General features: G+C 64.1%; 29 protein-coding genes. 12 read left to right on the top strand and 17 right to left on the bottom strand.

Annotation, left to right across the window (positions count from 1 at the left end; all coding sequences use genetic code 11):
• Window positions 1-19 precede the first annotated feature (19 nt).
• The 3 genes from L8F45_RS17200 to L8F45_RS17210 are packed head-to-tail and all read left to right on the top strand — an operon-like array spanning window position 20 to window position 1941.
• Window positions 20-364, top strand: a complete 345-nt coding sequence (locus tag L8F45_RS17200) for a DUF952 domain-containing protein (RefSeq protein ID WP_342359099.1) — start codon at window positions 20-22, stop codon at window positions 362-364.
• Window positions 361-1431: a quinone-dependent dihydroorotate dehydrogenase gene (locus L8F45_RS17205; RefSeq protein WP_342359100.1), complete on the top strand. Its 1071-nt coding sequence runs from the start codon at window positions 361-363 to the stop codon at window positions 1429-1431. Before L8F45_RS17200 ends, L8F45_RS17205 begins: the two co-directional genes overlap by 4 nt.
• A 9-nt stretch (window positions 1432-1440) precedes the next feature.
• Complete coding sequence (locus tag L8F45_RS17210; protein WP_342359101.1) at window positions 1441-1941, top strand: GNAT family N-acetyltransferase; 501 nt, start codon at window positions 1441-1443, stop codon at window positions 1939-1941.
• A 1-nt stretch (window position 1942) separates the two neighbouring features.
• Here the strand turns inward: L8F45_RS17210 and L8F45_RS17215 are convergent, their stop codons facing one another.
• Together L8F45_RS17215 and L8F45_RS17220 are read right to left on the bottom strand one after the other, a co-directional pair.
• Window positions 1943-3277, bottom strand: coding sequence for an MATE family efflux transporter (locus tag L8F45_RS17215; protein ID WP_342359102.1), 1335 nt, complete (start codon window positions 3275-3277; stop codon window positions 1943-1945).
• Between the two features lie 29 nt (window positions 3278-3306).
• Window positions 3307-3576: a DUF6460 domain-containing protein gene (locus L8F45_RS17220; RefSeq protein WP_342359103.1), complete on the bottom strand. Its 270-nt coding sequence runs from the start codon at window positions 3574-3576 to the stop codon at window positions 3307-3309.
• A 173-nt stretch (window positions 3577-3749) separates the two neighbouring features.
• Here L8F45_RS17220 and L8F45_RS17225 point away from each other — a divergent pair, with 173 nt between their 5' ends.
• The gene (locus tag L8F45_RS17225; protein WP_342359104.1) at window positions 3750-5162 is read left to right on the top strand and encodes a mannose-1-phosphate guanylyltransferase/mannose-6-phosphate isomerase; all 1413 of its coding nucleotides are present in this window, start codon (window positions 3750-3752) and stop codon (window positions 5160-5162) included.
• A 3-nt stretch (window positions 5163-5165) separates the two neighbouring features.
• Here the strand turns inward: L8F45_RS17225 and L8F45_RS17230 are convergent, their stop codons facing one another.
• The 5 genes from L8F45_RS17230 to L8F45_RS17250 form a co-directional block, all read right to left on the bottom strand.
• A complete protein-coding gene (locus L8F45_RS17230; RefSeq protein ID WP_342359105.1) occupies window positions 5166-5507 on the bottom strand; it encodes an HVO_A0114 family putative DNA-binding protein in 342 nt (113 codons plus the stop codon).
• Window positions 5507-5788, bottom strand: a complete 282-nt coding sequence (locus L8F45_RS17235; RefSeq protein WP_342359106.1) for a toxin-antitoxin system TumE family protein — start codon at window positions 5786-5788, stop codon at window positions 5507-5509. Before L8F45_RS17235 ends, L8F45_RS17230 begins: the two co-directional genes overlap by 1 nt.
• Before the next feature lie 59 nt (window positions 5789-5847).
• Window positions 5848-6504, bottom strand: coding sequence for a response regulator (locus L8F45_RS17240; protein WP_342359107.1), 657 nt, complete (start codon window positions 6502-6504; stop codon window positions 5848-5850).
• A gap of 93 nt (window positions 6505-6597) precedes the next feature.
• Window positions 6598-8244, bottom strand: a complete 1647-nt coding sequence (locus L8F45_RS17245; RefSeq protein WP_342359108.1) for a cisplatin damage response ATP-dependent DNA ligase — start codon at window positions 8242-8244, stop codon at window positions 6598-6600.
• The gene (locus L8F45_RS17250; RefSeq protein WP_342359109.1) at window positions 8241-9284 is read right to left on the bottom strand and encodes a ligase-associated DNA damage response exonuclease; all 1044 of its coding nucleotides are present in this window, start codon (window positions 9282-9284) and stop codon (window positions 8241-8243) included. Before L8F45_RS17250 ends, L8F45_RS17245 begins: the two co-directional genes overlap by 4 nt.
• A 47-nt stretch (window positions 9285-9331) precedes the next feature.
• On the opposite strand from L8F45_RS17250, the gene L8F45_RS17255 reads away from it, so the two are divergent.
• The 3 genes from L8F45_RS17255 (at window position 9332) to L8F45_RS17265 (ending at window position 11730) form a co-directional block, all read left to right on the top strand.
• The gene (locus L8F45_RS17255; protein ID WP_342359110.1) at window positions 9332-10264 is read left to right on the top strand and encodes a methyltransferase; all 933 of its coding nucleotides are present in this window, start codon (window positions 9332-9334) and stop codon (window positions 10262-10264) included.
• A 152-nt stretch (window positions 10265-10416) separates the two neighbouring features.
• Window positions 10417-11319: a proline iminopeptidase-family hydrolase gene (locus tag L8F45_RS17260; RefSeq protein ID WP_342359111.1), complete on the top strand. Its 903-nt coding sequence runs from the start codon at window positions 10417-10419 to the stop codon at window positions 11317-11319.
• A 24-nt stretch (window positions 11320-11343) separates the two neighbouring features.
• Entirely contained in the window at window positions 11344-11730 is a 387-nt protein-coding gene (locus tag L8F45_RS17265) for a nuclear transport factor 2 family protein (protein ID WP_342359112.1), read from the top strand.
• 160 nt (window positions 11731-11890) lie between these two features.
• Here L8F45_RS17265 and L8F45_RS17270 read toward each other — a convergent pair whose 3' ends face one another.
• The 7 genes from L8F45_RS17270 to L8F45_RS17300 all read right to left on the bottom strand — a co-directional run bounded on the left by L8F45_RS17270 (window position 11891) and on the right by L8F45_RS17300 (window position 18137).
• Complete coding sequence (locus L8F45_RS17270) at window positions 11891-12823, bottom strand: SMP-30/gluconolactonase/LRE family protein (protein WP_342359113.1); 933 nt, start codon at window positions 12821-12823, stop codon at window positions 11891-11893.
• 27 nt (window positions 12824-12850) lie between these two features.
• Complete coding sequence (locus L8F45_RS17275; protein ID WP_425329935.1) at window positions 12851-14023, bottom strand: ABC transporter permease; 1173 nt, start codon at window positions 14021-14023, stop codon at window positions 12851-12853.
• Complete coding sequence (locus tag L8F45_RS17280) at window positions 14020-15120, bottom strand: microcin C ABC transporter permease YejB (RefSeq protein ID WP_342359114.1); 1101 nt, start codon at window positions 15118-15120, stop codon at window positions 14020-14022. The genes L8F45_RS17275 and L8F45_RS17280 overlap by 4 nt, the downstream gene beginning before the upstream one ends.
• A 197-nt stretch (window positions 15121-15317) precedes the next feature.
• On the bottom strand, window positions 15318-17201 hold the full coding sequence (locus tag L8F45_RS17285) for an extracellular solute-binding protein (RefSeq protein ID WP_425330029.1): 1884 nt from the start codon (window positions 17199-17201) through the stop codon (window positions 15318-15320).
• A 115-nt stretch (window positions 17202-17316) separates the two neighbouring features.
• Complete coding sequence (locus L8F45_RS17290) at window positions 17317-17619, bottom strand: hypothetical protein (protein ID WP_342359116.1); 303 nt, start codon at window positions 17617-17619, stop codon at window positions 17317-17319.
• A complete protein-coding gene (locus tag L8F45_RS17295) occupies window positions 17616-17849 on the bottom strand; it encodes a transcriptional regulator (RefSeq protein ID WP_342359117.1) in 234 nt (77 codons plus the stop codon). The genes L8F45_RS17290 and L8F45_RS17295 overlap by 4 nt, the downstream gene beginning before the upstream one ends.
• 69 nt (window positions 17850-17918) lie before the next feature.
• On the bottom strand, window positions 17919-18137 hold the full coding sequence (locus L8F45_RS17300) for a cold-shock protein (protein ID WP_342363477.1): 219 nt from the start codon (window positions 18135-18137) through the stop codon (window positions 17919-17921).
• A gap of 266 nt (window positions 18138-18403) precedes the next feature.
• Here L8F45_RS17300 and L8F45_RS17305 point away from each other — a divergent pair, with 266 nt between their 5' ends.
• The 5 genes from L8F45_RS17305 to L8F45_RS17325 all read left to right on the top strand — a co-directional run bounded on the left by L8F45_RS17305 (window position 18404) and on the right by L8F45_RS17325 (window position 22895).
• Window positions 18404-18658, top strand: coding sequence for a hypothetical protein (locus tag L8F45_RS17305; protein ID WP_342359118.1), 255 nt, complete (start codon window positions 18404-18406; stop codon window positions 18656-18658).
• 556 nt (window positions 18659-19214) lie between these two features.
• Window positions 19215-19529: a co-chaperone GroES gene (locus tag L8F45_RS17310; RefSeq protein ID WP_342363478.1), complete on the top strand. Its 315-nt coding sequence runs from the start codon at window positions 19215-19217 to the stop codon at window positions 19527-19529.
• 51 nt (window positions 19530-19580) lie between these two features.
• Window positions 19581-21221: a chaperonin GroEL gene (gene groL / locus L8F45_RS17315; RefSeq protein WP_342359119.1), complete on the top strand. Its 1641-nt coding sequence runs from the start codon at window positions 19581-19583 to the stop codon at window positions 21219-21221.
• Between the two features lie 292 nt (window positions 21222-21513).
• Window positions 21514-22050: a nuclear transport factor 2 family protein gene (locus tag L8F45_RS17320; protein WP_342359120.1), complete on the top strand. Its 537-nt coding sequence runs from the start codon at window positions 21514-21516 to the stop codon at window positions 22048-22050.
• Between the two features lie 272 nt (window positions 22051-22322).
• Complete coding sequence (locus L8F45_RS17325; protein WP_342359121.1) at window positions 22323-22895, top strand: cysteine hydrolase family protein; 573 nt, start codon at window positions 22323-22325, stop codon at window positions 22893-22895.
• A gap of 8 nt (window positions 22896-22903) precedes the next feature.
• On the opposite strand, the gene L8F45_RS17330 is transcribed toward L8F45_RS17325, so the two are convergent.
• From L8F45_RS17330 to L8F45_RS17340, 3 genes are all read right to left on the bottom strand, one after another.
• Window positions 22904-23095 (bottom strand): hypothetical protein, encoded by a 192-nt coding sequence (locus L8F45_RS17330; protein ID WP_342359122.1) that lies wholly within the window; start codon window positions 23093-23095, stop codon window positions 22904-22906.
• Window positions 23096-23100: 5 nt separating this feature from the next.
• Window positions 23101-24012 carry a LysR family transcriptional regulator gene (locus L8F45_RS17335; protein ID WP_342359123.1) on the bottom strand — a complete coding sequence of 304 codons (912 nt, stop codon included), beginning with the start codon at window positions 24010-24012 and terminating at the stop codon, window positions 23101-23103.
• 142 nt (window positions 24013-24154) lie between these two features.
• On the bottom strand, window positions 24155-25135 hold the full coding sequence (locus L8F45_RS17340) for an L-threonylcarbamoyladenylate synthase (protein WP_342363479.1): 981 nt from the start codon (window positions 25133-25135) through the stop codon (window positions 24155-24157).
• Window positions 25136-25264: the final 129 nt, after the last annotated feature.

Here is a 25264-nt window from a genome sequence, read left to right on the forward strand (position 1 = left end):
CCGCCCGTATCGACCCCTCATGACCCTCATTTATAAAATCGCGCCGGCGGCCCTGTGGGCGGCCGCGGAGAAGGCCGGACTGTTCGCCGGCGCGCCCGTCGACCTCGCCGACGGCTACATCCATTTCTCGACCCGCGCCCAGGCCGAGGAGACCGCGGCCAGGCATTTCGCCGGGCAGACAGACCTCGTGCTCGCCGCCATCGACGCCGAGGCGCTCGGAGACGCGCTGAAATGGGAGCCGTCGCGCGGCGGCGCGCTGTTTCCGCATCTCTATGCGCCGCTATCGATGACGGCTGTCGCATGGGTTCGCCCGCTGCCGCTCGGGCCGGACGGCGTCCACCGGTTCAACTGGGCGGACGCATGATCAGCGCCCTGTTCCCGCTGGTCCGGCCGGCGCTGCATGTGGTCGACCCCGAGAGCGCGCATCGGCTCGCGATTGCGGCGCTGAAATGGACTCCTCTGCCGGGCCGCGCGCCGGATCATCCGTCTCTCACCATCACGGCGCTCGATTACGGCTTTCCCAATCCGATCGGCCTCGCCGCCGGCTTCGACAAGCATGCCGAAGCGGTTCCGCAACTCTCGGCGCTGGGATTTGGCTTCATCGAGATCGGCGGCGTGACGCCGAAGCCGCAAGTGGGAAATCCGCGCCCGCGCGTCTTCCGCCTCTCCGGCGATGAGGGCGTAATCAACCGCTACGGGTTGAACAGCGACGGCATGGTCGCCGTCGCCGCGCGGCTCGCCGGCCGCGACCGGCGCGCGGGAATCGTCGGCGTCAATCTCGGCGCCAACAAGGAATCATCTGATCGCGTCGCCGACTATGTCGCGCTGACGCGCAAATTCTCAGCCCTCGCCGACTTCCTCACCATCAACGTGTCCTCGCCGAACACGCCGGGCCTGCGCGACCTGCAAGGCGAAGCGTTTCTCGACGATCTTCTCGCGCGTTGCGTCGAGGCGCGCGACCAGACGCAGGCGCGCACGCCGCTGCTGCTGAAGATTGCGCCTGACATGTCGCTCGAAACGCTCGATGGAATCGTAACGGTCGCGCGCCAGCGCGGAATCGACGGCATGATCGTGTCGAACACCACGGTCGCGCGTCCCGCATCGCTGCGCGACAAGCAGCTCGCGAAGGAGACGGGCGGACTCTCGGGCAAGCCCCTGTTCGATCTCTCCACGCGCATGCTGGCGCAGACCTATATGCGCGTCGAAGGCGCCTTTCCGCTGATCGGCGTCGGCGGCGTCGATTCCGCCGAAGCCGCCTGGTCGAAGATCGAAGCGGGCGCGACGCTCGTGCAGCTCTACAGCGCGCTGGTGTTCAAGGGGCCGGGATTGATCGCCGAGATCAAGCGCGGCGTCGCCGATCGCTTGGCGGAAGAAGGGCTCGCCTCGATCGCCCCTGTCATCGGCCGGCGCGCGTCGCGCTGGGCGTCCTGAGGAAACGCCATGTCGATCACGATCCGCGTTGCGACGCCTGATGACGCGGAAGCGGTGTCCGTGGTTCTCGCAGCCTCTTATCCCACGCTGCTGGCGGGCGCCTATGAGCCGGAAGAGCTGAAGCGCGCGCTGCCTGCGATGATCAGACCCAATCCGAAGCTGCTGGCGTCGGGCACCTATCACGTCGCGCAAACCGCAGACGGCGAGATCGTCGGCTGCGGCGGCTGGACTCACGAGCGGCCGGGCACAGGCGAGATCGAGCCCGGTCTTGGCCATATCAGGCATTTCGCCATTCGCGCCGATTGGGCCGGCCGCGGTGTCGGCCGCGCGCTCTATCGCCGCTGCGAGGAAGAGGCCCGCGCGGCCGGCGTGACCGAATTTGAATCCTATTCCACGCTCAATGGCGAGCGCTTCTACGCCGCGCTCGGCTTTCGCGCGATCGAGACGATCAATCTGCCGATGGGCGACAGCGCGACATTTCGCAGCGTGCGCATGCGCCGCGCGCTCTGACTCAACCAGAGGCGAAAGTCGCCCGTTCGAGCCTGCTATAGAGCGCCGCCTGCACGAGGCCGCGCAGCGCAAGAAATGCCAGGAACGTCAGCCATAATCCGCTGTTTCCCCAGGGCGACGCCGCGACATAGACGAGACCGCCAAGCGCAAACGAAACCAGCATCGCGTCGCGCATGGCGCGCGTCCAGGTGGCGCCGATGAAGACGCCGTCGAAGAGGAAGGCAAGCGCGCCGGCGAAGGGCGCCAGCGCCGCAAAGAGCAGGAACGCGCGCGCCGTCGATCGGACCTCGGCGTTCGTCGAGATGAAATCAATGAGCGCGCCGCCTGATGTCGCAAACAACAGCGACACGGCCGCGCCGAAACCGACGCACCAGATCGCGCCGAGCCTGACCGCGCGATTGAATCCCTCGCGATCGCGCGCGCCAACCGATTGGCCGGCGATCTGCTCCGTCGCCGTGGCGAAGCCGTCGAGAAAGAACGCCCCGATCGCAAGGAAATTGTGCAGCACCGCGTTCGCCGCCAGCGTCGCGTCGCCGGAGCGGGCGCCCTGACGAAAGAAGATCGCCGTGGCGGCGATGAGCAGCAGCGTGCGCAGGAAAATATCTCTGTTGACGGTGACTGTCTTCCAGATGCGCTCGCGCGCGAAAATGTCGCGCCAGCGCAGCGCGCGCATCAGCCCGTCCTGCGCCTGGAAGAAAAGTCCCGCCGCGAGCCCCAGAGTCTCGGCGATGACGCTCGCCCAGGCGACGCCGGTCACGCCCCATCCCGACACGCTGACAAAAAAGAGGCTCAGCGCGATATTGACGATGTTGATCGCGATCTGCAGCCCGAGACCGACATCGAAGCGGGCGCGGCCGATCAGCGATCCCAGCACCGCATAATTCATCAGCGTCACCGGCGCCGACCAGATGCGGGCGCCGACATAAGCGCGCACGAACGCCGCGGTCTCCGCGCTCGGCTGCATGAAGGCTACTCCGATCTCGATGATCGGCGTCCGCAGGATGATGATTATAAGGCCGATTGCGGCGGCGATCAGCGTCGATCGCCACCAAACGTTGCGCAGCTCGTTCGCATCGCTGGCGCCATAGGCTTGCGCCGTCAGCCCCGCCGTACCCATGCGCAGGAAGACGAAGGACCAGAACAGCATGTCGAAGATCACGGCGCCGAGCGCGACAGCGCCAAGCTGCGTCGCATCGCCGAGCCGGCCGATCGCCGCCGCATTGACGACGCCAAGCAGCGGCGTCGAGATGTTCGACAATGTGACGGGCAAGGCGAGCCTGAGCAGCCGACCATGGGTCAGCGCGGCCCTGCCGCCAAATGTCGCGTCCGCCGTCACGTCACGGTCATCTTCAGAGGCGAGCGTCTTTATTTGCGACCTGAGAGCAGCCGCGCGACGAACCAGATCGGCACGACGATCACGGCGCCATAGATCAGCCAGCGGACGACCTGATCGACCGCGCCCCAGCCGAGACTAAACACGCCGCGAACCATCTGCAGCACGCGGTTGACCAGCCCTTCGGGATCGAGGCCGAGCAGCGCCATCAAAGCGCCGACCAGAATCGAGGCCAGAATCAGGCGAAAGATCACGCCGCCGGGCGATCCGCCCATGAATCGGCTCAGTCCGCCGTCGGCCATGCCTCTGCTCCGTAGGGTTACTTTGCTCGCTCACATAATCGGCGCCGGAGAAATACGCAATTTCCGCAAGGGCCTGCTAACCTTACCGGCTCGCGCGCTTTACCGCGTCGTTCGGCAATTCTGGACCTGGGCGTCCAAACCTGTTTCATGTCTGCGACAGCGAGAGAGAGATCATGGCGCCTATCATTCCGGTCATCATGTGCGGAGGTTCGGGTACGCGGCTGTGGCCGGCGTCGCGAGAGACGATGCCGAAGCAGTTCATCCCGCTGTTCGGCGATCTCTCGACGTTCCAGATGACGGCGCTGCGCTTCCGCGACGATCCGCGATTCACCGAGCCCGTGGTCGTCGCCCATGATGATTTCCGCTTCATCGTCGCCGAGCAGCTTCGCGTTGTCGGTCTCTCCGCCCGCATCGTGCTCGAACCCGATCGCCGCGATTCCGCCGCCGCGGTCGCGATCGCCTCGCTCGTCGGCGCGCAATCGGGCGAGGACGCCGTCGTCGCGGTGATGGCGGCCGATCATCTCATCGAGAACGCGGCGGGCTTCCGCGACGCCTGCGCGCGCGCGGGCGAAGCCGCCGCATCCGGCGTGATCATGACGCTTGGATTGAAGCCGACCTTCGCCGCGACCGGCTATGGCTATATCAGGCCGGGCGCGCCGATTGGCGCGACAGGCGCGGTCAAGGTCGAAGCCTTCGTCGAGAAGCCGAACGAAGAAACAGCGAAGCGCTATATTTCCGAAGGCTATCTCTGGAACAGCGGCAATTTCGTCTTCCGCGCCGAGACCATGATTGACGAGTTGCGCCAGCATGCGCCCGAGATCCTCGCCGCCTCGACAAAAGCCCTTGAAAACGCCGAGCGCGATCTTGGCTTCACGCGCCTCGACAAGGCGTCCTTCATGCAGGCGCCGAAGACCTCGATCGATTTCGCCGTGATGGAGAAAACGCATCGCGCGGGCGTGCTGCCCGTCTCCTTCGACTGGTCTGACATCGGCGGCTGGGGCGCGGTGTGGGAGGCGCTGCCGCACGACGCCTCAGGCAACGCCACGGTTGGCCAGGTCGAACTGCTCGACGCCAGGAATTGCCTCGTGCATAGCGAGGATATTCTCACGACCGTTGTCGGCATGGAGAATGCGCTCGTCATCACGACGCACGACGCCGTGCTGGTGACGACGCAGGACAAGGCCGACAAGGTGAAGAGCCTTGTCGAAACGCTGAAGAAGCGCGACCGCGCTGAAGCGACGCAGCATCTGCGCGTGCATCGGCCGTGGGGCTGGTATCAGCGCATCGATATTGGTCCGCGCTTCCAGGTGAAGCGCATCATGGTCAAGCCCGGCGGCAAGCTCAGCCTGCAGAAGCATTATCACCGCGCCGAGCATTGGGTGGTGGTGCATGGCGCCGCAGAAGTGACGCGCGATGATGAAATCCACGTCGTGCGCGAGAATGAGTCGATCTATCTGCCACAGGGCTGCGTGCATCGCATGGCCAATCCCGGCAAGATTCCGCTCGAGATTATCGAGGTGCAGGTAGGCAGCTACACCGGCGAAGACGACATCATCCGCATCGAGGACGTTTACAAGCGGGCGTGAGGCTCAGGCGGCGGCGAGCGTGAAGTCGACGCGCACAGCGTCGTAGGGAAACTGGATCAGGCCGTTCTTCGTCCGGTCCAGAACGCCCGCCGTCAGTAACGCCTGCACGTCGCCATGCACCGCCTTGACGTCGCGGCCCACACGCCGCGCCGCTTCGCGGATCGACATCTCACCCTGTCCCGTCATCACTTTCAGGAGCTCCCAGCGCTTGGCGGTAAGCACCTTCCAGAGCAGTTCTGGCGAGGCGAAGGAAATATGCGCGCCCTGCTTTTCACCACGGAACGCTTTCATCATGCGCGCGGTGACTTCAGTTTGAGAAGCGACCGAAAGAGTGACTTTATTCATCAACGCCTCCAGTCGCGAACATCGCTCCAGAAATCTGCGGCGAGTTGTTCAACTCCCGTGAATTGATAACGTTCTTCACGCACGCCAACGTGCCGATGATCGCCTTTGCCGGCCTCATTGTCATAACGCAGCACGCAAGCGCCATCGACGATATAGGCGAACGAATATTTGAAAGAGTGCGACGATCCTCGAACAGGAGCGGGCAGTCGCCATATCCGCGCCTCTACGAACGCATTCTCCGAAAGAAGGTAGCGTTCACGAAGGAGCAGTTCAGCCTTCACTGTTGGACTCTATAACAACACCATATAGTTGTCAACAACTCCAACAGTCCGATCGCCTTCTATCCCGTCGTTCCCGCCGCCGCGATCTTCGCCGCAGCGATCACCGCCTGCGTGCGCGAGTCGACGCCGAGCTTCTGCAGGATTGCGGAAACATGCGCCTTCACGGTCGCCTCCGACACGCTGAGCTCGAAGGCGATCTGCTTGTTGAGCAGCCCCTGCGACAGCATCATCAGCACGCGCACCTGCTGCGGCGTCAGCGTCGCGAGCTTCTTCACGAGTTCGCCGGTCTCCTGATCGACCGGCTGCAAGAGATCAACATCGGGCGGCGTCCAGACGCCGCCATTCAGTACGACGCCAAGCGCTTCGGTCATCGTATCCATCGCCACCGTCTTCGGGATGAAGCCGGACGCGCCAAAGCCGAGCGCGCGCCTGATGACGCCGGGATCATCGTTCGCCGACACGATCACCACGGGCACGCTCGGATGCTGCGCGCGCAGATACATGAGGCCCGAAAAGCCCTCGACGCCGGGCATGGCGAGATCGAGCAGGAGCAGATCGATCTCCTGAAGACGGTCGATCGCCGCGACCGCCTCCTCGAACACGCCGACCTCGACAACCTCGGCCGGCTTGAAGCGCGTCTCCACCGCCTGTCGCAGCGCGCCGCGCACAAGCGGGTGGTCATCCGCGATGATGATGCGCGTCAACGAAGCCGTCACGAGTTTCCGCCCCTCAACCCTTTGCGCGAGCGTAGCCCATCGGCCGCCGCTCCGGCAACGCGGCGCGCTTCCGACGTGATCACGAACGCAGGGTCAGGCGGCGCGTTCAGCGGCTTCGATCAGGCGCTCCAGCGTCTCCAGGCGATCGGCCTCGCGCGGCGGCTTGTCCCAGCGGATGCGCGCGATGCGGGGAAAGCGCATGGCGACGCCCGACTTGTGCCGCGACGAACGCTGGATGCCCTCGAACGCCACCTCGAAGACGAGGCCCTTGTCCGGCTCATGCGTCACCTCGCGCACGGGACCAAAGCGATTGATGGTCTCGCGGCGCACGAAGCGATCGATCTCGATCAGCTCCTCATCGGTGAAGCCGAAATAGGCCTTGCCGACCGGCGTCAACTGATCGCCATCCTCGCCCGACCGCCAGACGCCGAAGGTGTAATCGGAATAGTAGGACGAGCGCTTGCCGTGACCGCGCTGCGCATACATCAGCACCGCATCGACCACATAGGGATCGCGCTTCCATTTCCACCACAGGCCTTTCGGCCGGCCTGGCATGTAAAGGCTGTCGGCCTTCTTGATCATGCAGCCTTCGACGGCGGCAGCGTCCTCGCCGGCGCCCGCGGGCTCCGGATTGGCGCGCGCCTTCGCAAGCTCATCCCATGTCGCGAACGGAATGAGCGGCGAGAGATCAAGACGCGGCGAATTGAGTTGGGCGACGAAGGCTTCGAGCCGCGCGCGCCGTTCGAGAAACGGCTTCTCGCGCAGATCTTCCGCGCCATCCGCGAGAAGATCGTAGGCGCGGATATGGGCGGGATAGTCCGTCAGCATCTTCGCCGTGACCGTCTTCCGGTTAAGGCGCTGCTGGAGAATATTGAAGCTCTGCACGCGCCCGTCGCGCATGATGATGAGTTCGCCATCGATCGCGCCATCGAGATCGTGAAGCGCGTCCATGAGATCGGGAAAGGCGCGCGAGACCTCATCGCCCGTGCGCGAATAGAGACGCGTCACCTTGCGCCCTCCCGTTCCGTGACCGCCAGCGACCTGCATGCGGATGCCGTCCCATTTCCATTCGGCGCGAAATTCTGCGGGATCGAGCCTCTCGAAATCACTGTCTTCGATCGCATGCGCCAGCATCGGCGGGCGGAACGGCGCGGGATCGCGCGACTCGGGCCGCGGACCACGCTTCTCAATCCAGGCGAAGAGATCGAGATAAGGCGGCTGCAACGCATGCCAGACATGCTCGACATCGTCAGCCGAAACGCCGCCCAATTCCGCAAGCGCGGTCTTCGCCAGCCGCGCCGACACGCCGATGCGCAGCGCGCCGGTAATGAGCTTGAGCAGCGCCCATCGCCCGTTCTCGTCGAGCGCGTCGAGCCAGCGCGCGATCAGCGCCGGCGCATCCGACTTCGAGGCGTTGGCGAAAGACTCGACGGCGGCGGCGAGCGTCGGCGTGTCGGTCGCGCTGGCGTCGCGGCGCCAGAGCAAGGCAACCGTCTCCGAGAGATCGCCGACATAGTCGTAGGAGAGGCTGAAAAGAACGGGATCGACGCGCTCCAGCACGAGCTGGCGGATCAATCCTGGCTTGGCGTTGGCGAAGCTGAGCGACCCCGTCATCGCGGCCAGCGCATAGCCGCGATCGGGATCAGGCGCATGCGCGAAATAATCCTTCAGCAAGGCGAGCTTCGCGTTGCGCCTGGGTTCGTAAGCCAGGCGATCGAGCAGGTCGGCGAATGTCTTCACGACGCGCCCGCCTCTGTCGGCGCCGCATCAGGCTCGGCCTCGCCTTCATCGCCGTAACCGACGAGACGCAGGGGCCGCGCAGCAATCCCCTGCGTTCCGCACCAGTGGACGATCGCCTCCTCCTGGCCGTGCGTGACCCAGATTTCGCCGGCGCCGACCTCCTTGATGGTGGCGCAGAGATCATCCCAGTCGACATGATCTGAAACAACGAGCGGGAGTTCGACGCCGCGCTGGCGCGCCCGCGCGCGGACCCGCATCCAGCCTGATGCAAACGCCGTCACGGGATCAGCGAAGCGGCGCGACCAGAGATCCTGAATGGCGCTCGGCGGACACAGCACGATCTCGCCGCGCAGATCCTTCTTGTCCTTCACCGAGGCCAACCTGATCTCGCCGAGATCGACGCCATGGCGCTGGTAGAACTCCATCAGCTTCTCAAGCGCGCCGTGAATGAAGATCGGCCTCTCATAACCCGCCGCGCGCAAGAGCGCCGCCATGCGCTGCGCCTTGCCCAGCGCATAGGCGCCGATGATGTGCGTGCGATCCGGAAACAGCTCGACCGACGACAGGAGCTTCGCGATCTCGCCCTCCAGCGCGGGATGGCGGAACACCGGCAATCCAAACGTCGCCTCGGTGATGAAGACGTCGCACGGTATGGGCTCGAACGCTTCGCAGGTGGGATCGCGGGCGCGCTTGTAATCGCCTGACACCACGATGCGCATGCCGTCCTTTTCGACGGCGATCTGCGCCGAGCCCAGGACATGGCCGGCCGGCGCGAACATGAAGGTCACGCCATTGATCGCGATCGGCTCGTGCAACCGCGCGACCTCGGTCGCGCCGGCGAAATCAGGGCCATAGCGCACAGCCATGACGCCCAGCGTCTCTTCCGTCGCCAGCACGGCGCCGTGGCCTGAGCGCGCATGATCGGAATGGCCATGGGTGATCAGCGCCCGCGCCACCGGCCGCACGGGATCGATAAAGACGTCCGCCAGCGGGCAATAGAGCCCTTGCGGCGTCGGCGTGAGCAGATCGCTTGCGCGCATGAAAACAGCATCTACAAAACGGCCATGCGGACAATCGAAATTGGCGCATGAGTCGGATGTTCCAGTCTTCCGGCGATCTCATCGCGGATCGCCGCTACGAATATGCGCAATCCGCATCCGCGGATGGCGATCACGCCGCCGCCGCCGACCTGCTGCAGCAGACGCTGGAGCTCGCGCCCGGTTGGCCGCCGGCCTGGTTCGCGCTCGGTGAGGCGCGGCTGGCGCTGAAGGACGCTGACGGCGCGCGCAAAGCCTATGAGCGCTGCCGCGCGCTCGATCCCGCGGACGAACAGGGCGCGGGCGTCGCACTCGCGGCGCTCGGCGCGAGCGCAGAGGCGCCCTCCTCCATGAGCGCAGGCTATGTGCGCAACCTGTTCGACCAGTACGCCGAGCGTTTCGACCACCACCTCACCAGGCATCTCGGCTATCGCGGACCGGAGTTGATCGTTGCGACGCTCACGCGCGCCTGCGCCATCGAGGGAGTGCGTCCGCCCTTTCAGCGCGCGCTCGATCTCGGCTGCGGCACGGGCCTGCTCGGCGAGGCGCTGGGCGAGATGGCGAAGACGCTCGAAGGCGTCGATCTCTCGCCGCGCATGCTGCGCATGGCGAAGAAGCGCGGCTGCTACGACAGGCTGGCCGAGGCCGAGATGCTCGCCTTTCTCGCCGCCAGCGAATCGCAGCATTATGATCTGATCACCGCCGCCGATGTGTTCGTCTATGCCGGCGATCTCGCCCCCGTGCTCGCCGCGGCCGCGCGCGCGCTCAAGCCGCGAGGGCTCATCGCGTTCAGCATCCAGTCGACTGATGCAGCAGATCATGTTCTCGGGTCTGAGCGGCGCTTCTCGCACCACCCGGCCTATGTCGAGAAATCCTTGCGCGAGAGCGGATTCTCAATAGTGCGCAACGAGCCGACGTCGACGCGCATGGAGAACAGCAAACCTGTTCCCGGCGCGATCTTCGTTGCGACGAAAAAGCGGTAATCTCGGATGCCTATTCAGTTCGTCATCCCGGGGCGTCGCGGAGCGACGAGCCCGGGACCCATGTTCATTTTCAATTTCTCTCTGGATTCCGGGCCCGCGCTTCGCGCGTCCCGGAATGACAGTGACGAAATGCGAGCGCGAAAGGACTGCAAGTGACAAACGTCAATATCCGCGAAGGCTTCGCGCCGTTCGGCGCCTATCAAACCTGGTTTCGCGTCACCGGCGATCTCGCCTCGCCGAAACTGCCGCTCGTCATCGCGCATGGCGGGCCGGGTTGCACGCATGACTATGTCGACTCCTTCAAGCATCTCGCGGCGAACGGGCGCGCCGTCATCCATTACGACCAGATCGGCAATGGCCGCTCGACGCATCTGCGCGACAAGGGCGCTGATTTCTGGACGGTGCAGTTTTTTCTCGGCGAGCTCGACAATCTTCTCGACCATCTCGGCATCGCATCGCGCTATGCGCTGCTCGGCCAGTCCTGGGGCGGCATGCTGGGTTCGGAGCATGCGGTGCTGCGGCCAAAAGGTCTGAAGGCGCTGATCCTCGCGAATTCGCTCGCCGCCATGCCGCTCTGGATCGCGGGCGCGGCGAAGCTGCGCGAGGGCTTGCCTTCAGACGTGCGCGCGACGCTCGAACGTCACGAAGCCGCGGGAACAATCACGCATCCCGATTATGTCGCGGCGACGCGCGTCTTCTACGATCGCCATGTCTGCCGTATCAATCCTTGGCCAGAGGAGGTGGCGCGCACCTTCGCCGCGATCGAGGATGATCCGACCGTCTATCACACCATGAACGGGCCAACAGAATTCCATGTCGTCGGCACGATGAAGGACTGGAGCGTGATCGACCGGCTTCACCAGATCGAGGCGCCGACGCTCGTCATCCGCGGCGCCTATGACGAGGCGACGCCGGAATGCGTGGCGCCGTTCCGCCAGCGCATCCCGCGCGTGGAATACGCCGAATTTGCCAATTCGAGCCACATGCCGCACGTTGAAGAGCAGGCGGCGTGCCTCGCCCGATGCGAGGCGTTTCTTTCAGCGCATGACGGCTGATCCGCCGCCCTGGGGGAGGTTCAGATGAGCGCGGTCGACGAAATCACGTCCCTGCTTGAGCGCAAGGCCGCCGCCTTGGTCGGCCGCGACGCCGCAACGCTCGAAACCATCATCGACCCCGCCTTCATCTATGTGAACGCGCTCGGCAACAAGTTCGGCAAGGACGAATATCTCTCGGTCTATTGCCGGTCCGGCGCGATCCGCTTCGTCAGGCAGGACATCCGCAACATCGAGGCGATCGAGCTTGGCGACGTCGTCATCGTGTCCGTGATGATCAATGATGAGATCGACGCGCATGGCGCGATCTCGCAGGGCCATTACCGCTCGCTCTGCGTCTTCAAAAAAACCGGCGACGCGTGGCGCTGGGTCGCAGCGCAGACCTCGCCGGTGCTGAAGGCGGGCGGAGTCTAGTCCGCTTCACCACCATCTTATCCAGTTCGTCATCCCGGGGCTTCGCGAAGCGAAGAGCCCGGGACCCATCGCGTCGCGTCGAGATTGCCTGGGTTCCGGGCTCGCGCCTCCGGCGCGCCCCGGAATGACAAATTTCTTAAGCAGCACGCCTCGGCTTATCTCACCCCGGCGTGACGCCATTGATGGCGAGGAAGATCGAGTAAATCGACGTCGTGCCGCAGATGAAGAGGCGGTTCTTTTTCGCGCCGCCGAACGTCACATTCGCCACGATCTCGGGGATTTTGATCTTGCCGATCAGCGTTCCATCGGGATCGTAGCAATGCACGCCGTCGCCGGCGCTCGTCCAGATGCGACCGTCGCGATCGAAACGGAAGCCATCGAACAGCCCCGCCGTGCAGTCGGCGAACAGTGAGCCCTTGCCGAGTTTCTTGCCGTTCGAGGACACAGCGAGCTTGCGGATATGCTTTGGCCCGTCCGGCCGATGCGAAACGCCCGTGTCGGCGATGTAAAGGAATTTCTCATCGGGCGAGAAGGCCAGCCCGTTCGGCCGCTCGAAATCATCCGCGACCATCTCGACCGCGCCGGATGAGGGATCGATGCGATAGACATAGCAATGGCCGATCTCGCTCTCGGCGATCCCGCCTTCATAATCCATGCGGATGCCGTAATCGGGATCGGTGAACCAGACCGACCCGTCCGACTTCACCACGACGTCGTTCGGCGAGTTGAATCGCTTGCCTTTGAAGTTGTCGGCGAGCACCGTCACCGAGCCGTCATATTCCGTGCGCGTCACGCGCCGCGCAAGATGCTCGCAGGTGACGAGCCTCCCCTGCCGATCGACCGTATTGCCGTTGGAATTGTTGGAGGGATGGCGAAAGACCGAGACCGAGCCGTCGCACTCGTCATAGCGCAGCATGCGGTTGTTCGGGATGTCGGACCAGACGAGATAGCGCCCGGCGGCGAACCAGGCCGGCCCCTCGCTCCAGCGCGCGCCGGTCCACAACCTTTCGACGCGCGCATGGCCGACGATGCAGGCCTTGAAGCGCGGATCGAGATGCTCATAGCCCGTGCCTTCGGGTTCTCCGTAGAACATCGATATCCTCCCAACAGTCTTTTGAATTCACGCGAATGTCTTCCGCGGATCGAAGGCGTCGCGCACGGCTTCGCCGATGAAGATCAGCAGCGACAGCATGAAGGAGATGGAGACGAAGGCGGTCAAGGCGAGCCAGGGCGCCTGCAGGTTCGATTTGCCCTGCTGCAACATCTCGCCGAGCGACGGCGATCCCGGCGGCAAGCCAAGACCGAGGAAATCGAGCGAGGTCAGCGTCGTGATCGAGCCATTGAGGATGAAGGGCATGAAGGTCAGCGTCGCCACCATCGCGTTCGGCAGCAGATGCTTGACGATGATCGTCCCGTTCGAAAGGCCGAGTGCGCGGGCGGCGCGGACATATTCGAAATTGCGGGCGCGCAGGAATTCGGCGCGCACGACGCCGACGAGCGACACCCAGGAGAACAGCAGGAGAATGCCGAGCAGGACGAAAAAGCCCGGCGCGATCACAGCGGACAGAATGATCAGCACATAGAGCGACGGCACCGATGTCCAGATCTCGATGACGCGCTGGAAGATGAGATCGACCCAACCGCCGAAGAAGCCCTGCACCGCGCCGGCGGCGACTCCGATCACCGATGACGCCGCCGCGAGAACAAGGCCGAACAGTACGGAGAGGCGGAAGCCGTAGATCAAACGCGCGAGCACATCGCGGCCCTGATCATCGGTGCCGAGCCAGTTCCATTCGATGTCGCCGCAGCCGAGCGTCGCGGGATCGCGGCCCTTGTTGACGACGAGCTTTGTGGCGGAGGCCCGGCATTCCTCCGTCGTCAACCGCCAGGTGGGCGGCGATGGCGCGGGCTTCGGCACATCAAGATTGACGGTCCTGTAGGAGAAGCGGATCGGCGGCCAGATGGCGAAACCGTTGGCGGCGATCTCGCTCATGATGACAGGATCGCGATAATCGGTTTGCGCGAGAAAGCCGCCGAATTTCTCCTCGGGATAATCGACGAGGATCGGGCTCAACCATTCGCCCTTGTATTTCACGATCAGCGGCCGGTCGTTGGCGATGAAATTCGCGAACAGCGTCAGAATGAACAGCGCCATGAATATCCAGAACGACCAGGCGCCGCGCTTGTTGGCGCGGAAATTCGCGAGCCGGCGCTGATTGATCGGCGAGAGGCTGAGCAGCCCCCGGCGGACCGGAGGCGGCGCGACGCGCATCACGGCTGCGTCGGCCATCATGCTTCCCGCGTCTCGAAATCGATGCGCGGATCGATCCAGGTGTAGGTCAGATCCGAGATCAGATGAACGAAGAGGCTGAGCAGCGAGAAAATATAGAGATTTGCGAAGACCACGGCGTAATCGCGATTGAGCACGGATTCGTAGGAGAGGAGCCCGATGCCATCGAGAGAGAAGATCGTCTCGATGAGCAGCGATCCCGCGAAGAAAGCGTGGATGAAGGCGCCGGGAAATCCCGCGATCACGATCAGCATCGCATTGCGGAAGACGTGTCCGTAGAGCACGCGGCGTTCGGTCAGGCCTTTCATGCGCGCGGTCAGCACGTACTGCTTGCGGATTTCATCGAGGAAGGAGTTCTTGGTCAGCAGCGTCGAGGTCGCGAACGCCGAGAGCGCCATCGCCGTCACCGGCAGCGCGATGTGCCAGAGATAGTCGATGACCTTTCCGGTAAACGAGAGCTGGCTCCAGTTGTCGGAATAAAGGCCGCGCAGCGGAAAGATCTGCCAGAAGGAGCCGCCGGCGAAGAGCACGATCAGCAGGATCGCGAAGAGAAAGCCGGGAATGGCGTAGCCGACGATAACGACAGCCGAGGTCCACACGTCAAACGGCGAACCGTCGCGCATGGCCTTGCGCACGCCGAGCGGAATCGAGATGGCATACGATAGAAGCGTCATCCAGAGGCCGAGAGAGATCGAGACCGGCAATTTCTCGCGGATCAGGTCGAGCACCGAAACGTCGCGAAAGAAGCTCTTGCCGAAATCGAAGCGCGCGTAGTCCCACAGCATTTTCAGAAAGCGCTCGGGCGCGGGCTTGTCGAAGCCGAACTGCTTCTCAAGCTCCTTGATCAAGGCGGGGTCGAGGCCCTGCGCGCCGCGATAGCTGGAGTTCTGCGCCGCCCCTTGAGCCGCCGCCTGCGCGCCGAAATCGCCGCCCGCGCCGCCGCCGACGGCGGAGCTGGTGGAATCGTTGCCTTGCAGTTGCGCGATGATGCGTTCGACAGGTCCGCCCGGCGCGAACTGCACGATGACGAAGGAGATGAACATGATGCCGAGCAAGGTCGGGATCATCAGGAGAAGGCGGCGCGCGATATAGGCGAGCATAATGGAGCGCGATTATATCTTGGCGCCGCTGCGCGAGATAAGCGCTTTCCCTCTCCCCGCCTGCGGGCAGAGGGAGGCATTCGCGCCAGCGAATGCGGGTGAGGGGGACTGCAAAAAGCCCCTCATCCGGCCGCTTCGCGGCCACCTTCTCCCCGCTGTCGCGGGGAGAAGGAGCGCGTTCGAAAATTTCAAGTCGATCACCCCTGCGTCCCGCTCTTCTTCGCCTTCGCCTCGTCCCACCACCAGAGGCTGGGCGCGCCGGAGCCATATTTCGGCTTGGTCGCCGGCCGCGAGAAGGCGTCCCAATAAGCGACCCACTCCTTGCCGAGATACCACATGGGCACCCAATATTGCCCGGAGCGCAGCACGCGGTCGAGAGCGCGCGTCGCCGTGGTGATTTCGCCGATCGATTGGGCGCGGCCTATGATGTCGATCAGCGCGTCAACGGCGGGGCTATCGATGCCGCCCATGTTGCGGCCGCCGGAATGCTTGCCTGATTCAGAACCATAGATGATGCGCAGCGTGTCGCTCGGGATCAGGCTGTTCGACATGTTGCGGCTCGCCATGTCGAAATCGAAATCCTTCATGCGCGACTCATACTGCGCGGCGTCGATGATGCGTGATGTCGCGTCGATGCCGAGCCTTTTGAGGTTCGCCTGATAAGGCTGCGTATGCGGCTGCAACGACGCCTGGAAATCGAGGAACTCGATCTTGAACGGCTTGCCGTTCGGCAACAAAAGCGCATTGCCTTCGCGCTTGCAGCCAGCGTCGCGCAGGAGCTGATCGGCCTGCCGCAGGAGATTGCGGTCCGAGCCCGAGCCGTCGCTGACGGGGGGAACCCAGACCTCGTCGAACGTCTCCGGCGGCAGCTTGTCGCGGAAGGGTTCTAGCAGCTTCAGCTCCTCCGGCGAAGGCTTGCCCGTCGCCTTGTAGTCGGAATTGTCGAAGAAAGAGGTGGTGCGCCGGAAGGACGAGAACATGATGTTCTTGTTCGTCCATTCAAAATCGAAGCAGAGCGCCAGCGCTTTTCGGATGCGAATATCCTTGAATGGCCCGCGCCGCTGGTTGAACCACCAGCCCTGCGCCGTCGCCGGCAACCCCGTCTCCAGCTCCTCTGTCTTCACACGGCCTTCCTTGATGGCGGGAAAATCATAGAGCGTGTGCCAGAAGCGCGATGTGAATTCCTGATTGTAATTCATCACGCCTGATTTGAACGCTTCGAACGCCACCTGCCGGTCGCGGAAATATTCGTAGCGGATACGGGCGAAATTGTTCTGGCCGACATTCACGGGCAGATCCTTGCCCCAATAATCGGGAACGCGCTCGAACTCGATGAAACGTCCCTGCTCGAATTTGCCGACCTTGTAGGCGCCGGAGCCCAACGGCGGATCGAGCGTCGCCGCCTCGAAGTCGCGATTCTTCCACCAGGCCTCGGAAAAGATCGGCAGGCCCGCGACGATCAGATGCAATTCGCGGCTGCGATTCGGCGTGAGCTTGATCAGGGCGACCTCGTCGCTCTCGGCTTCGGCGGAGGCGACTTCCTTCAGCATCACGCGATAGCTGGGATGGCCCTTCGCTTTGAGCGTGTTGAGCGAAAAAGCGACATCCTTCGCCGTCAGTTTCGAGCCATCATGGAAGCGCGCCTCGGGCCGCAGCAGGAAACGATAGGTGAGCTTGTCGGCCGACACGCGCACAGCGCGCGCGACGAGCCCATATTGCGTGCTCGGCTCGTCTGATGTGCCAGACATCAGCGTATCGTAGATCGCGTCCATGCCGGCGGCGCCGTCGCCCTTCAGCACGAGATGGTTCAGCGTGTTGAAGGTGTCGAAGTTCTGGTTGCCGGATGTTTGCTTGATCTGGATGCGCAGCGTGCCCGCCTTCGGCGCGTCGGGATTCACGTAACGGAAATGCTTGAAATCCGCCGGCAGGGCGAGATCGCCGAAGAGCGAGAGGCCGTGGCTCTCGGTCTCGCCCTCGGCCAGCGCCCTCCCCCATCCCCCGAACGCATCGAGCGCCGGCGCGGCAGCCAGGCTGAGGCCGCCGGCGATAACAGCGCGGCGGGACGGACGAGTTCGATTCACAGCCACGGCGGCTCCTCGGGTTCGGCGTTCGCAGGCAAGGCGGACGCCAGAATCAGGGTCGCGCGACTATGGCCTTTTTGCGTGGGGAAGCGAAAGCGGCCGCCCCCAGGCTCTATCAATCCGGGGATTCAGCCGACAGCCGGCTGAAATCCGCGAGGACCGCCTCGATGAGCTTCTGCCGGCGCGGATCGATTCCGCCCGGCGTCGCTGCGAACAGCGCCAGGAGATAGGCCGCTTTCTCCGCCGCCTCAGACCAGTTCGCCGCCGGCGCCGCCGCGAGATGAGCCTCAAGATCATCCTGCCTCGCGCGCAGCGCCTTCTCGTCCGCCCGGACCGCGGCAAGCATGCGTCTGATGTCGGTCGCCTTCTGGTTGGCGACGTCGCGTCGACGATCGAGGTCGATGGGCTTGTCCGTCATGACGCGCCTCCGGAGGAGATCTTCCGCCGGGCCGGATTGCTTCCCCGTTTCGGCTTCGGCGCCTTCACAGGCCCGGGCGTCGCCGTCGCGGCCTCCCGCTCTTTTGCAAGCCGCAACTCGCGCAGCCGCGCCATGTTGGCGTTCTGCGCGTCGTTGAGCGCTTCATATTCGGCGCGCGCATTTTCCCCGTCGATCCGCTGTTGCTCAGCCCTCGCGAGTCTGGAGCGCATGCGCTCACGCCGCGCCTCGCGCGATATTTGCGCATATCCGCCTCCGGCCGGCTTCATTGCCGCCGTGCTTCAGGTCGCAGGCGCCAGCGAGATCTGCCCGACTGACATTTTTCCACTGCGACGATCCTCCTGCAGATCGAACTGCACTTTCTGGCCCTCCACCAGACCGCGTATTCCCGCGCGTTCGAGAGCGGCGATGTGAACAAACACATCCTTGCCGCCCTCATCTGGCTGAATGAAGCCAAAACCTCTGTCGCCGTTGAAGAACTTGACCGTGCCACTTTGCATGAAGACGCCTTTCGCGCATGCGTCATCGTTCGGCGCCAAGCGCCGCGATGCGCACCCTGTTCGTCGATATTGGGAGGCGGCTCAGCGGGCGATTCTCATATCGAGAGCGCGCTGGCCCAATCATCCGGCCAAGTCGATAATAATTGATACGCTCAATTCGCGGCTCTGGCAAATTCGCGCGCGGCGCGGAACAAGCCGACGCGAACGATCAGCATGATGTCATCGCGACTGCGAAATGATAGGGAATTCCTTCACCGGAGCTGGATGTGAGTCTGAAACGATATCTCTGCGTCGGCGGATCGCTCGACAATGAATGGCTGACGCTCTTCAACGATGACGGTCATCATCGGCAGACGGTTCGCGCAGGCGGAGCGCATTCAGCGGCGGTGCGAGGTCAGTTCGAAGAGTATCGAATGCTGCGTGTCGTCGATCGCGACAGCCGCTCGCACGAGATCATGGCGATCTCGACCCTCACCGACGTGCAGGCGCTGCGGCGATGGAGGCCGCGGGTTTCAGCCTAGCGCCGCCTCGCCCGAAGCAGGCGAGCCCCGGACGCCCTCAAGGGCAGGGAAGCGAAGAGGGGATCAAAACGGAAGAAAAATGGAGCCGCGCTCAGGCGCGAGCGAAGACGCGCTCCGTATCGCGCTGGGATTTCGCGCGCCCACCCTCCCCTTGAGGGGGAGGGTCGATCGGAGCGCTAGCGAGGATCGGGGTGGGGTGAATTTCAAACCACACTCACGCACCCCACCCCGCCCGTCGCCGCGCTCCGCGCGCCGCCATGCGACCCTCCCCCTCAAGGGGAGGGTGAACGCCAATCTCGAAAAGGCGCTGGGATCAGCGCCACGCCCAAGGGGACAATGAGACGGACGCGGGAGAAACGCCCGCCCCGTCATCGAACCGCCACGCCGGCGTGATTCACCAATCCCGCGGCCGCGGCTTGCTCATCAGGGCGGCTTTCCCTTGACTCCCCGGAAGCCCCCTCCTATTTCGTCGCCAGCCGTTAGCACTCGCTCTTTATGAGTGCTACCAGCCCCGCCGGCCCGGCCGGCTCACATGGACGCGACAGAGGAACACTCCATGAAATTCCGTCCCCTGCACGACCGCGTGGTCGTCAAGCGCCTCGATGGCGAAGAGAAGACCAAGGGTGGCATCATCATCCCGGACACCGCCAAGGAAAAGCCCCAGGAGGGCGAAGTGATCGCCGTCGGCCCGGGCGGCCGCGACGAAGCCGGCAAGCTGATCCCGATCGACCTCAAGGTCGGCGACCGGGTTCTGTTCGGCAAGTGGTCCGGCACCGAAGTGAAGATCGACGGCCAGGAGCTCCTCATCATGAAGGAATCCGACGTCATGGGCGTTCTCGTGAACACCCCCGCCGCGAAGAAGGCCGCGTAAGGCTGCGCGTCCGCGCAACCTTCTCCCCTCACCTTTCAGGAGCCCAGGCAAATGGCTGCTAAAGAAGTACGTTTTTCCACTGAAGCGCGCGACAAGATGCTGCGCGGCGTGGACATCCTCGCCAACGCCGTGAAGGTCACGCTCGGTCCGAAGGGCCGCAATGTCGTGATCGAGAAGTCGTTCGGCGCTCCCCGCATCACCAAGGACGGCGTCACCGTCGCCAAGGAGATCGAGCTCGCCGACAAGTTCGAGAACATGGGCGCCCAGATGGTGCGCGAAGTGGCCTCGAAGACCAACGACGTCGCCGGCGACGGCACGACGACCGCCACGGTTCTCGCCCAGGCGATCGTGCGCGAAGGCGCGAAGTCGGTTGCGGCCGGCATGAACCCGATGGACCTGAAGCGCGGCATTGATCTCGCCGTGAAGGCCGCCGTCGAGGACATCAAGGCGCGCTCCAAGAAGGTGAAGTCGTCTGAGGAAGTCGCCCAGGTGGGCACGATCTCGGCCAATGGCGACGAGTTCATCGGCAAGGAAATCGCGAACGCGATGCAGAAGGTCGGCAACGAGGGCGTCATCACGGTTGAAGAGGCCAAGACCTCCGACACCGAAGTCGATATCGTCGAAGGCATGCAGTTCGACCGCGGCTATCTCTCGCCGTACTTCATCACCAACGCCGACAAGATGGTCGCCGAGCTTGAGGACCCCTACATCCTCATCCACGAGAAGAAGCTGACCTCGCTGCAGCCGATGCTGCCGATCCTCGAAGCTGTCGTTCAGACCGGCAAGCCGCTCGTGATCGTCGCGGAAGACGTCGAAGGCGAAGCCCTCGCCACCCTCGTCGTCAACAAGCTGCGCGGCGGCCTGAAGATCGCGGCCGTGAAGGCGCCTGGCTTCGGCGATCGTCGCAAGGCGATGCTGGAAGACATCGCGATCCTGACCGGCGGTCAGATGATCGCGGAAGATCTCGGCATCAAGCTCGAGAGCGTGACGCTCGCCATGCTCGGCCGCGCCAAGAAGGTGCGCATCGAGAAGGAGAACACCACGATCATCGATGGCTCCGGCAAGAAGAAGGACATCGAAGGCCGCGTCGGCCAGATCAAGGCGCAGATCGAGGAGACCACCTCGGACTACGATCGCGAGAAGCTCCAGGAGCGCCTGGCCAAGCTCGCGGGTGGCGTCGCGGTGATCCGCGTCGGCGGCTCGACCGAAGTCGAGGTGAAGGAGAAGAAGGACCGCGTGGATGACGCGCTGAACGCCACCCGCGCTGCGGTGGAAGAAGGCATCGTCCCCGGCGGCGGCGTCGCCCTGCTGCGCGCCAAGGCCGCGGTCGCCAAGCTCAAGTCGGACAATCCCGACGTGACCGCCGGCATCCACATCGTCGCCAAGGCTCTCGAAGCGCCGATCCGTCAGATCGTCGAGAATTCGGGCGTCGAAGGCTCGATCGTCGTCGGCAAGATCCTCGAGAACAAGTCGGCCACCTTCGGCTTCAACGCGCAGACGGAAGAGTATGTCGACATGCTCACCGCCGGCATCGTTGACCCGGCCAAGGTCGTGCGCACTGCGCTGCAGGACGCCGCTTCGGTCGCCTCGCTCCTGATCACGACGGAAGCGATGGTCGCCGATGCGCCGAAGAAGGACGCCCCGATGCCGGCGATGCCGGGCGGCGGCGGCATGGGCGGCATGGACTTCTAAGTCCGGCTCTCAGCCTCACCGAAACGAAAGGGCGCGGGAAACCGCGCCCTTTTTGTTTGCGCCTCGTTTGCTTGCGGCCCCATTCGTTCGCGCTGGCACACCCCTTCCCGTTGTCATCGCCGGCCTTGAGCCGGCGATCCAGCTTTGCTGGCGCGATCGAGTCCTTGAGTCTGGATCGCCGGCTCAAGGCCGGCGATGACGCTGGAGTGAATTTGAGCCTCCAAATTTCAGAAACCGCCCGCCATAATAGGAACATATTCATAGGCCATATCTGCGACCAAGGAGACAGACGATGATCGCGCATTTGACGCCCACTCTCGCCGCCCTGGCCGCCATGCTGGTCCTCGCCGCAGCTCCGGTCGCTGCGCAGACGCCTGATCTCGCCCGCATCGCCGATGAACTCGCGATCATCCGCATCGCCAACGCGCTCGACAAAGCCGTCGACGGCAAGAACTGGACGAAAGCCCGCAGCTATTTCGCCGACCAGGTGCGCGTCGATTTCAGCTCGCTTGGCGCAGGGCCCGCGGCGACGATTCCCTCAGACGATCTCATCGGCGGTTGGCGCGCCAATCTCGGCCCTAAAAAGACCAGCCTGCATGTGCGCGGCAACCATATCGTCGACATCGATGGCGACAGCGCCGTCATCACCTCGAACGGCTACGCCTGGAACCGCATGGAAGGGAACGGCGATCCCCTCTGGGAAGTCTGGGGCGATTATCGCTATGAGCTGAAACGCATCGCAGGCGCATGGCGCATCACCGCGTTCACGTTCAACATGACCCATGAGCGCGGAAATATGTGGGTGAAAAGCACGCCGGGGAGTGGGTGAAATAAGTCCGGCGAAGCTCTCGAATATCGCCCGCGTCGCTGCCTGAACGCTCGCTATATTGGATATATGGAACCGCCATGCCAGCGCAAAACGAATCCGCGCCTGTCGCGATCACCGCTTCCATATCAGCCTCTTCAAACGCAGCGCGCCGATAGCGCCGCCGGGAATAGATTCGGGTGGGCCGGCGTCTTGCCATCGAGATAGGAAGAGGGCTGCACGACGCGCGAGTCATGATCGCTGGTCGGGCGAGTGATGGGTGAAAGGCAGACGCGATGACTAAATTTGAGGACGCCGTCCTGATCGTGGTCGATGTGCAAAGAGCGATCGACGCGCTCTATCATGCTGCGGATGGCCCGAGGAATAACCCGCAGGCCGAGGCCCGAATTGCCGACCTCCTGACCCTCTGGCGTCAGAGGCGGCGACCGATCGTCCACATCCGGCATGATTCCACGTACGTTGCTTCGGCTTACCGCCCCGGCCAGAGCGGCAACGCGTTCAAGGACGAGGTCCAGCCGCTTGCTGGTGAGGCCGTCGTACCAAAGAGGACCAACAGCGCATTCATCGGCACGGATCTGGAGGCCAGGCTGCGCGAGGCCGGCGTGAGGACGCTTGTCATCGTCGGGGTCGCTACCAACAACTCAGTGGAGGCGACCGTTCGCATGGCGGGCAACCTTGGCTTCGACACTTATCTTGTCGAAGATTGCTGCTTCACCTTCGCACGACGCGATTTTGCAGGGCGTTTGCGCACCGCCGACGAGGTTCAGTCGATGTCACTCGCCAACTTGAGCGGCGAATATTGCACCGTGATCAGCAGCGCGTCGCTGCTTGAGGACGCCATCGCCTAGTCACCCTCCTAGCTAACCAACAACGGCTTATTGGCAATCCGGATGGCCATCAACGGAGCAGAGGCTTCAAATGCAACTTCGCGCGGCTTATCCTTCTGCCAGCGCTCAAGCTCAACGCGATCGCTGGCGTCGAACATCAGGCAATCGATCCCTCTTCTAAAGGTGATCGGCAAGTCGCCGTAAAGAATGATCAGCGGCAATCGCCTCACAAAATCATCGGCCGCTGCCCTTCAATCAACGGTTTCAATTTCCCCAAGGCTTCCGCCGCGAAATCCATGAAGACGCGCACGCGCGGGGAATGGCGCAGATCGGGATGTGTGAGCAGCCACAGGCCCGCAGTGAATTCGGGCTGCACCGGCGTGATGCGCACCACGCCCGGCCGCGCGTCGGCGATGAAGCAGGGCAAGGGGCCGACGCCCGCGCCGCTCTCGACCGCTTCGGTCAAACCAAGAACTGAATTGACGCGATAGGCGATGCGATCGGCGGCGACATTGTCGCGCACATATTTGTAGGCGCTGACGCGCTCGAAGCCGTCGCCAAGCGCGACCCATGTCGATTGCGCGATCGCGTCTTCGAGCGTCGGCGGGGCTGCGCCATCGACGGGACGCGGCGCATAGATCGCCCAGCCCATCTGCGCGATGCGGCGGCCGACAAGATTTTCCGGCGGCTGGTCGGTGGCGCGAATGGCGACGTCGGCGTCGCGCTTGGAAAGATTGAGCGACTGGTTGGTGACGACGACATCGAGCCTGATGTCGATGCAGGATTTGCGGAACGCCGCCAGCACCGGCGTCACGAGATAGGCGAGCAGCGACTCGCTCATGGTGACGCGCAGATCGCCCGAGGGTTTGATGTCGCGGCCCGCAAGCTTGACGCGGAAGGCGGCGACATCCTCGTCGAAACGGTCGGCGAGGCCGGCCATCTCCTCGCCGGCCGGCGTCAGCGCATAGCCGCTGCGATGGCGCTCGAACAGTTTCGCGCCGATGCGCTCCTCGACCTCGCCAAGACGCCGGAACACGGTCGAGGGATTGACGCCCAGCGCCGTCGCCGCGCCGGCGAGCGAGCGCGCTTGGGCGATGGCGCGGACGAGGCGAAAGTCATCCCAGGCGAAATCGGTCAACTCGCGTGCGCTCCTGCAAGGATCGGAGGCTTAAAGCTAGCGAAGATGATGCAGGGATAGAAGGGCGCCGTCCGCGAGTTGCTCATTTTGGTTTGTCGCAACGCTTTTGCGGAAAACCGGTTCCCACTTTTCCGCGCGTTGCTCAGGATCGCGGCGCCGCTGCGCGGATGAGACGATCGCGGATCGCTTCGCCAAGCCCATGATCCGGGATTGGCGCGACGGCGATCGCGGCGACGCCGGCGGCGTCGCATTCGCGCAAGGCTGCGAACAGGCGCGACGCGGCCTCGGCGAGATCGCCTTTCGGGCTGAGATTGATCGCAAGCTTCGCGCGTTCGACGCCCGCAGGCGCGTGAGGGCCGAACAGCAGCGCCGCCTCGCCTGGTTTGATCTCGACCGCATCGAGTCTCAACGCCGCCGCCGGCGCGTAATGCGAAGCGAGCATGCCGGGCGCGATGATCGCGCCTTCGCTGACGCCAAGCGGGCGGCCAAGCAGCTTTTCGATCTGATCGCGCGGGACGCCGCCGGCGCGCAGCAACTGCGGCGGATCGCCGAGGCAGGCGATGATGGTGGATTCGACGCCGACCTCGGTCGCGCCGCCATCGAGCACGGCGTCGATCGCGCCGTCGAGATCGGCGAGCACATGCGCGGCCGTCGTCGGCGAGACATGGCCGGAGCGATTGGCGGATGGCGCGACGATCGGGCGGCTGGCGGCGCGCAATAATTCGCGCGCTATGGCGTGACGCGGCACGCGCAGCGCGACGGAAGGGAGACCAGCGCGCGCGAGATCGCTGATGGCGGAGCTTTCAGCGAAGGGAACAACGAGCGTCAGCGGCCCCGGCCAGAACGCGTCAGCGAGGCGCCTCGCATCGGCGTTGAAAACGCCATGGGCGAAGGCGGCGCCCGCGTCGGGAAGATGGGAGATGAGCGGATTGAAGCGCGGCCGGTTCTTCGCGGCATAGACGCCGGCGACCGCCTCGCCCGACGTCGCGTCGGCGCCAAGGCCGTAAACGGTCTCGGTCGGGAAGGCGAGCGTTCCGCCGGCGCTGAGGATCGCCGCCGCTTCGGCGGTCTGATCGGGCCGAAGCCGGCGCGTCACGCGGGGAGAAGCAGCAGCGGAATTCATCCGGTCGAAGTCGCGGCGCGGGCCGTTGACGCCGCCGGGCGCCCGGGCCAACAACCGCCTGGAGGAAGCGCCGTCCTGTGGCGGCCGCGCGGCGCCCGGTCAAGAGCGCTCGCTCAACGAGGGAGGATC

The organism is Terrirubrum flagellatum, assembly GCF_022059845.1.
GTDB classification, from domain to species: Bacteria; Pseudomonadota; Alphaproteobacteria; order Rhizobiales; family Beijerinckiaceae; genus Terrirubrum; species Terrirubrum flagellatum.

What these genes read in the sequence shown, in the direction of transcription:
- L8F45_RS17200 (WP_342359099.1), top strand. Translation starts at nt 20, where the DNA reads ATGACCCTCATTTATAAAATCGCGCCGGCGGCCCTGTGGGCGGCCGCG.
- L8F45_RS17205 (WP_342359100.1), top strand. Translation starts at nt 361, where the DNA reads ATGATCAGCGCCCTGTTCCCGCTGGTCCGGCCGGCGCTGCATGTGGTC.
- L8F45_RS17210 (WP_342359101.1), top strand. Translation starts at nt 1,441, where the DNA reads ATGTCGATCACGATCCGCGTTGCGACGCCTGATGACGCGGAAGCGGTG.
- L8F45_RS17220 (WP_342359103.1), bottom strand. Translation starts at nt 3,576, where the DNA reads ATGGCCGACGGCGGACTGAGCCGATTCATGGGCGGATCGCCCGGCGGC.
- L8F45_RS17225 (WP_342359104.1), top strand. Translation starts at nt 3,750, where the DNA reads ATGGCGCCTATCATTCCGGTCATCATGTGCGGAGGTTCGGGTACGCGG.
- L8F45_RS17230 (WP_342359105.1), bottom strand. Translation starts at nt 5,507, where the DNA reads ATGAATAAAGTCACTCTTTCGGTCGCTTCTCAAACTGAAGTCACCGCG.
- L8F45_RS17250 (WP_342359109.1), bottom strand. Translation starts at nt 9,284, where the DNA reads ATGCGCGCAAGCGATCTGCTCACGCCGACGCCGCAAGGGCTCTATTGC.
- L8F45_RS17255 (WP_342359110.1), top strand. Translation starts at nt 9,332, where the DNA reads ATGAGTCGGATGTTCCAGTCTTCCGGCGATCTCATCGCGGATCGCCGC.
- L8F45_RS17265 (WP_342359112.1), top strand. Translation starts at nt 11,344, where the DNA reads ATGAGCGCGGTCGACGAAATCACGTCCCTGCTTGAGCGCAAGGCCGCC.
- L8F45_RS17270 (WP_342359113.1), bottom strand. Translation starts at nt 12,823, where the DNA reads ATGTTCTACGGAGAACCCGAAGGCACGGGCTATGAGCATCTCGATCCG.
- L8F45_RS17275 (WP_425329935.1), bottom strand. Translation starts at nt 14,023, where the DNA reads ATGATGGCCGACGCAGCCGTGATGCGCGTCGCGCCGCCTCCGGTCCGC.
- L8F45_RS17280 (WP_342359114.1), bottom strand. Translation starts at nt 15,120, where the DNA reads ATGCTCGCCTATATCGCGCGCCGCCTTCTCCTGATGATCCCGACCTTG.
- L8F45_RS17290 (WP_342359116.1), bottom strand. Translation starts at nt 17,619, where the DNA reads ATGACGGACAAGCCCATCGACCTCGATCGTCGACGCGACGTCGCCAAC.
- L8F45_RS17295 (WP_342359117.1), bottom strand. Translation starts at nt 17,849, where the DNA reads ATGCGCTCCAGACTCGCGAGGGCTGAGCAACAGCGGATCGACGGGGAA.
- L8F45_RS17300 (WP_342363477.1), bottom strand. Translation starts at nt 18,137, where the DNA reads ATGCAAAGTGGCACGGTCAAGTTCTTCAACGGCGACAGAGGTTTTGGC.
- L8F45_RS17310 (WP_342363478.1), top strand. Translation starts at nt 19,215, where the DNA reads ATGAAATTCCGTCCCCTGCACGACCGCGTGGTCGTCAAGCGCCTCGAT.
- groL (WP_342359119.1), top strand. Translation starts at nt 19,581, where the DNA reads ATGGCTGCTAAAGAAGTACGTTTTTCCACTGAAGCGCGCGACAAGATG.
- L8F45_RS17320 (WP_342359120.1), top strand. Translation starts at nt 21,514, where the DNA reads ATGATCGCGCATTTGACGCCCACTCTCGCCGCCCTGGCCGCCATGCTG.
- L8F45_RS17325 (WP_342359121.1), top strand. Translation starts at nt 22,323, where the DNA reads ATGACTAAATTTGAGGACGCCGTCCTGATCGTGGTCGATGTGCAAAGA.
- L8F45_RS17340 (WP_342363479.1), bottom strand. Translation starts at nt 25,135, where the DNA reads ATGAATTCCGCTGCTGCTTCTCCCCGCGTGACGCGCCGGCTTCGGCCC.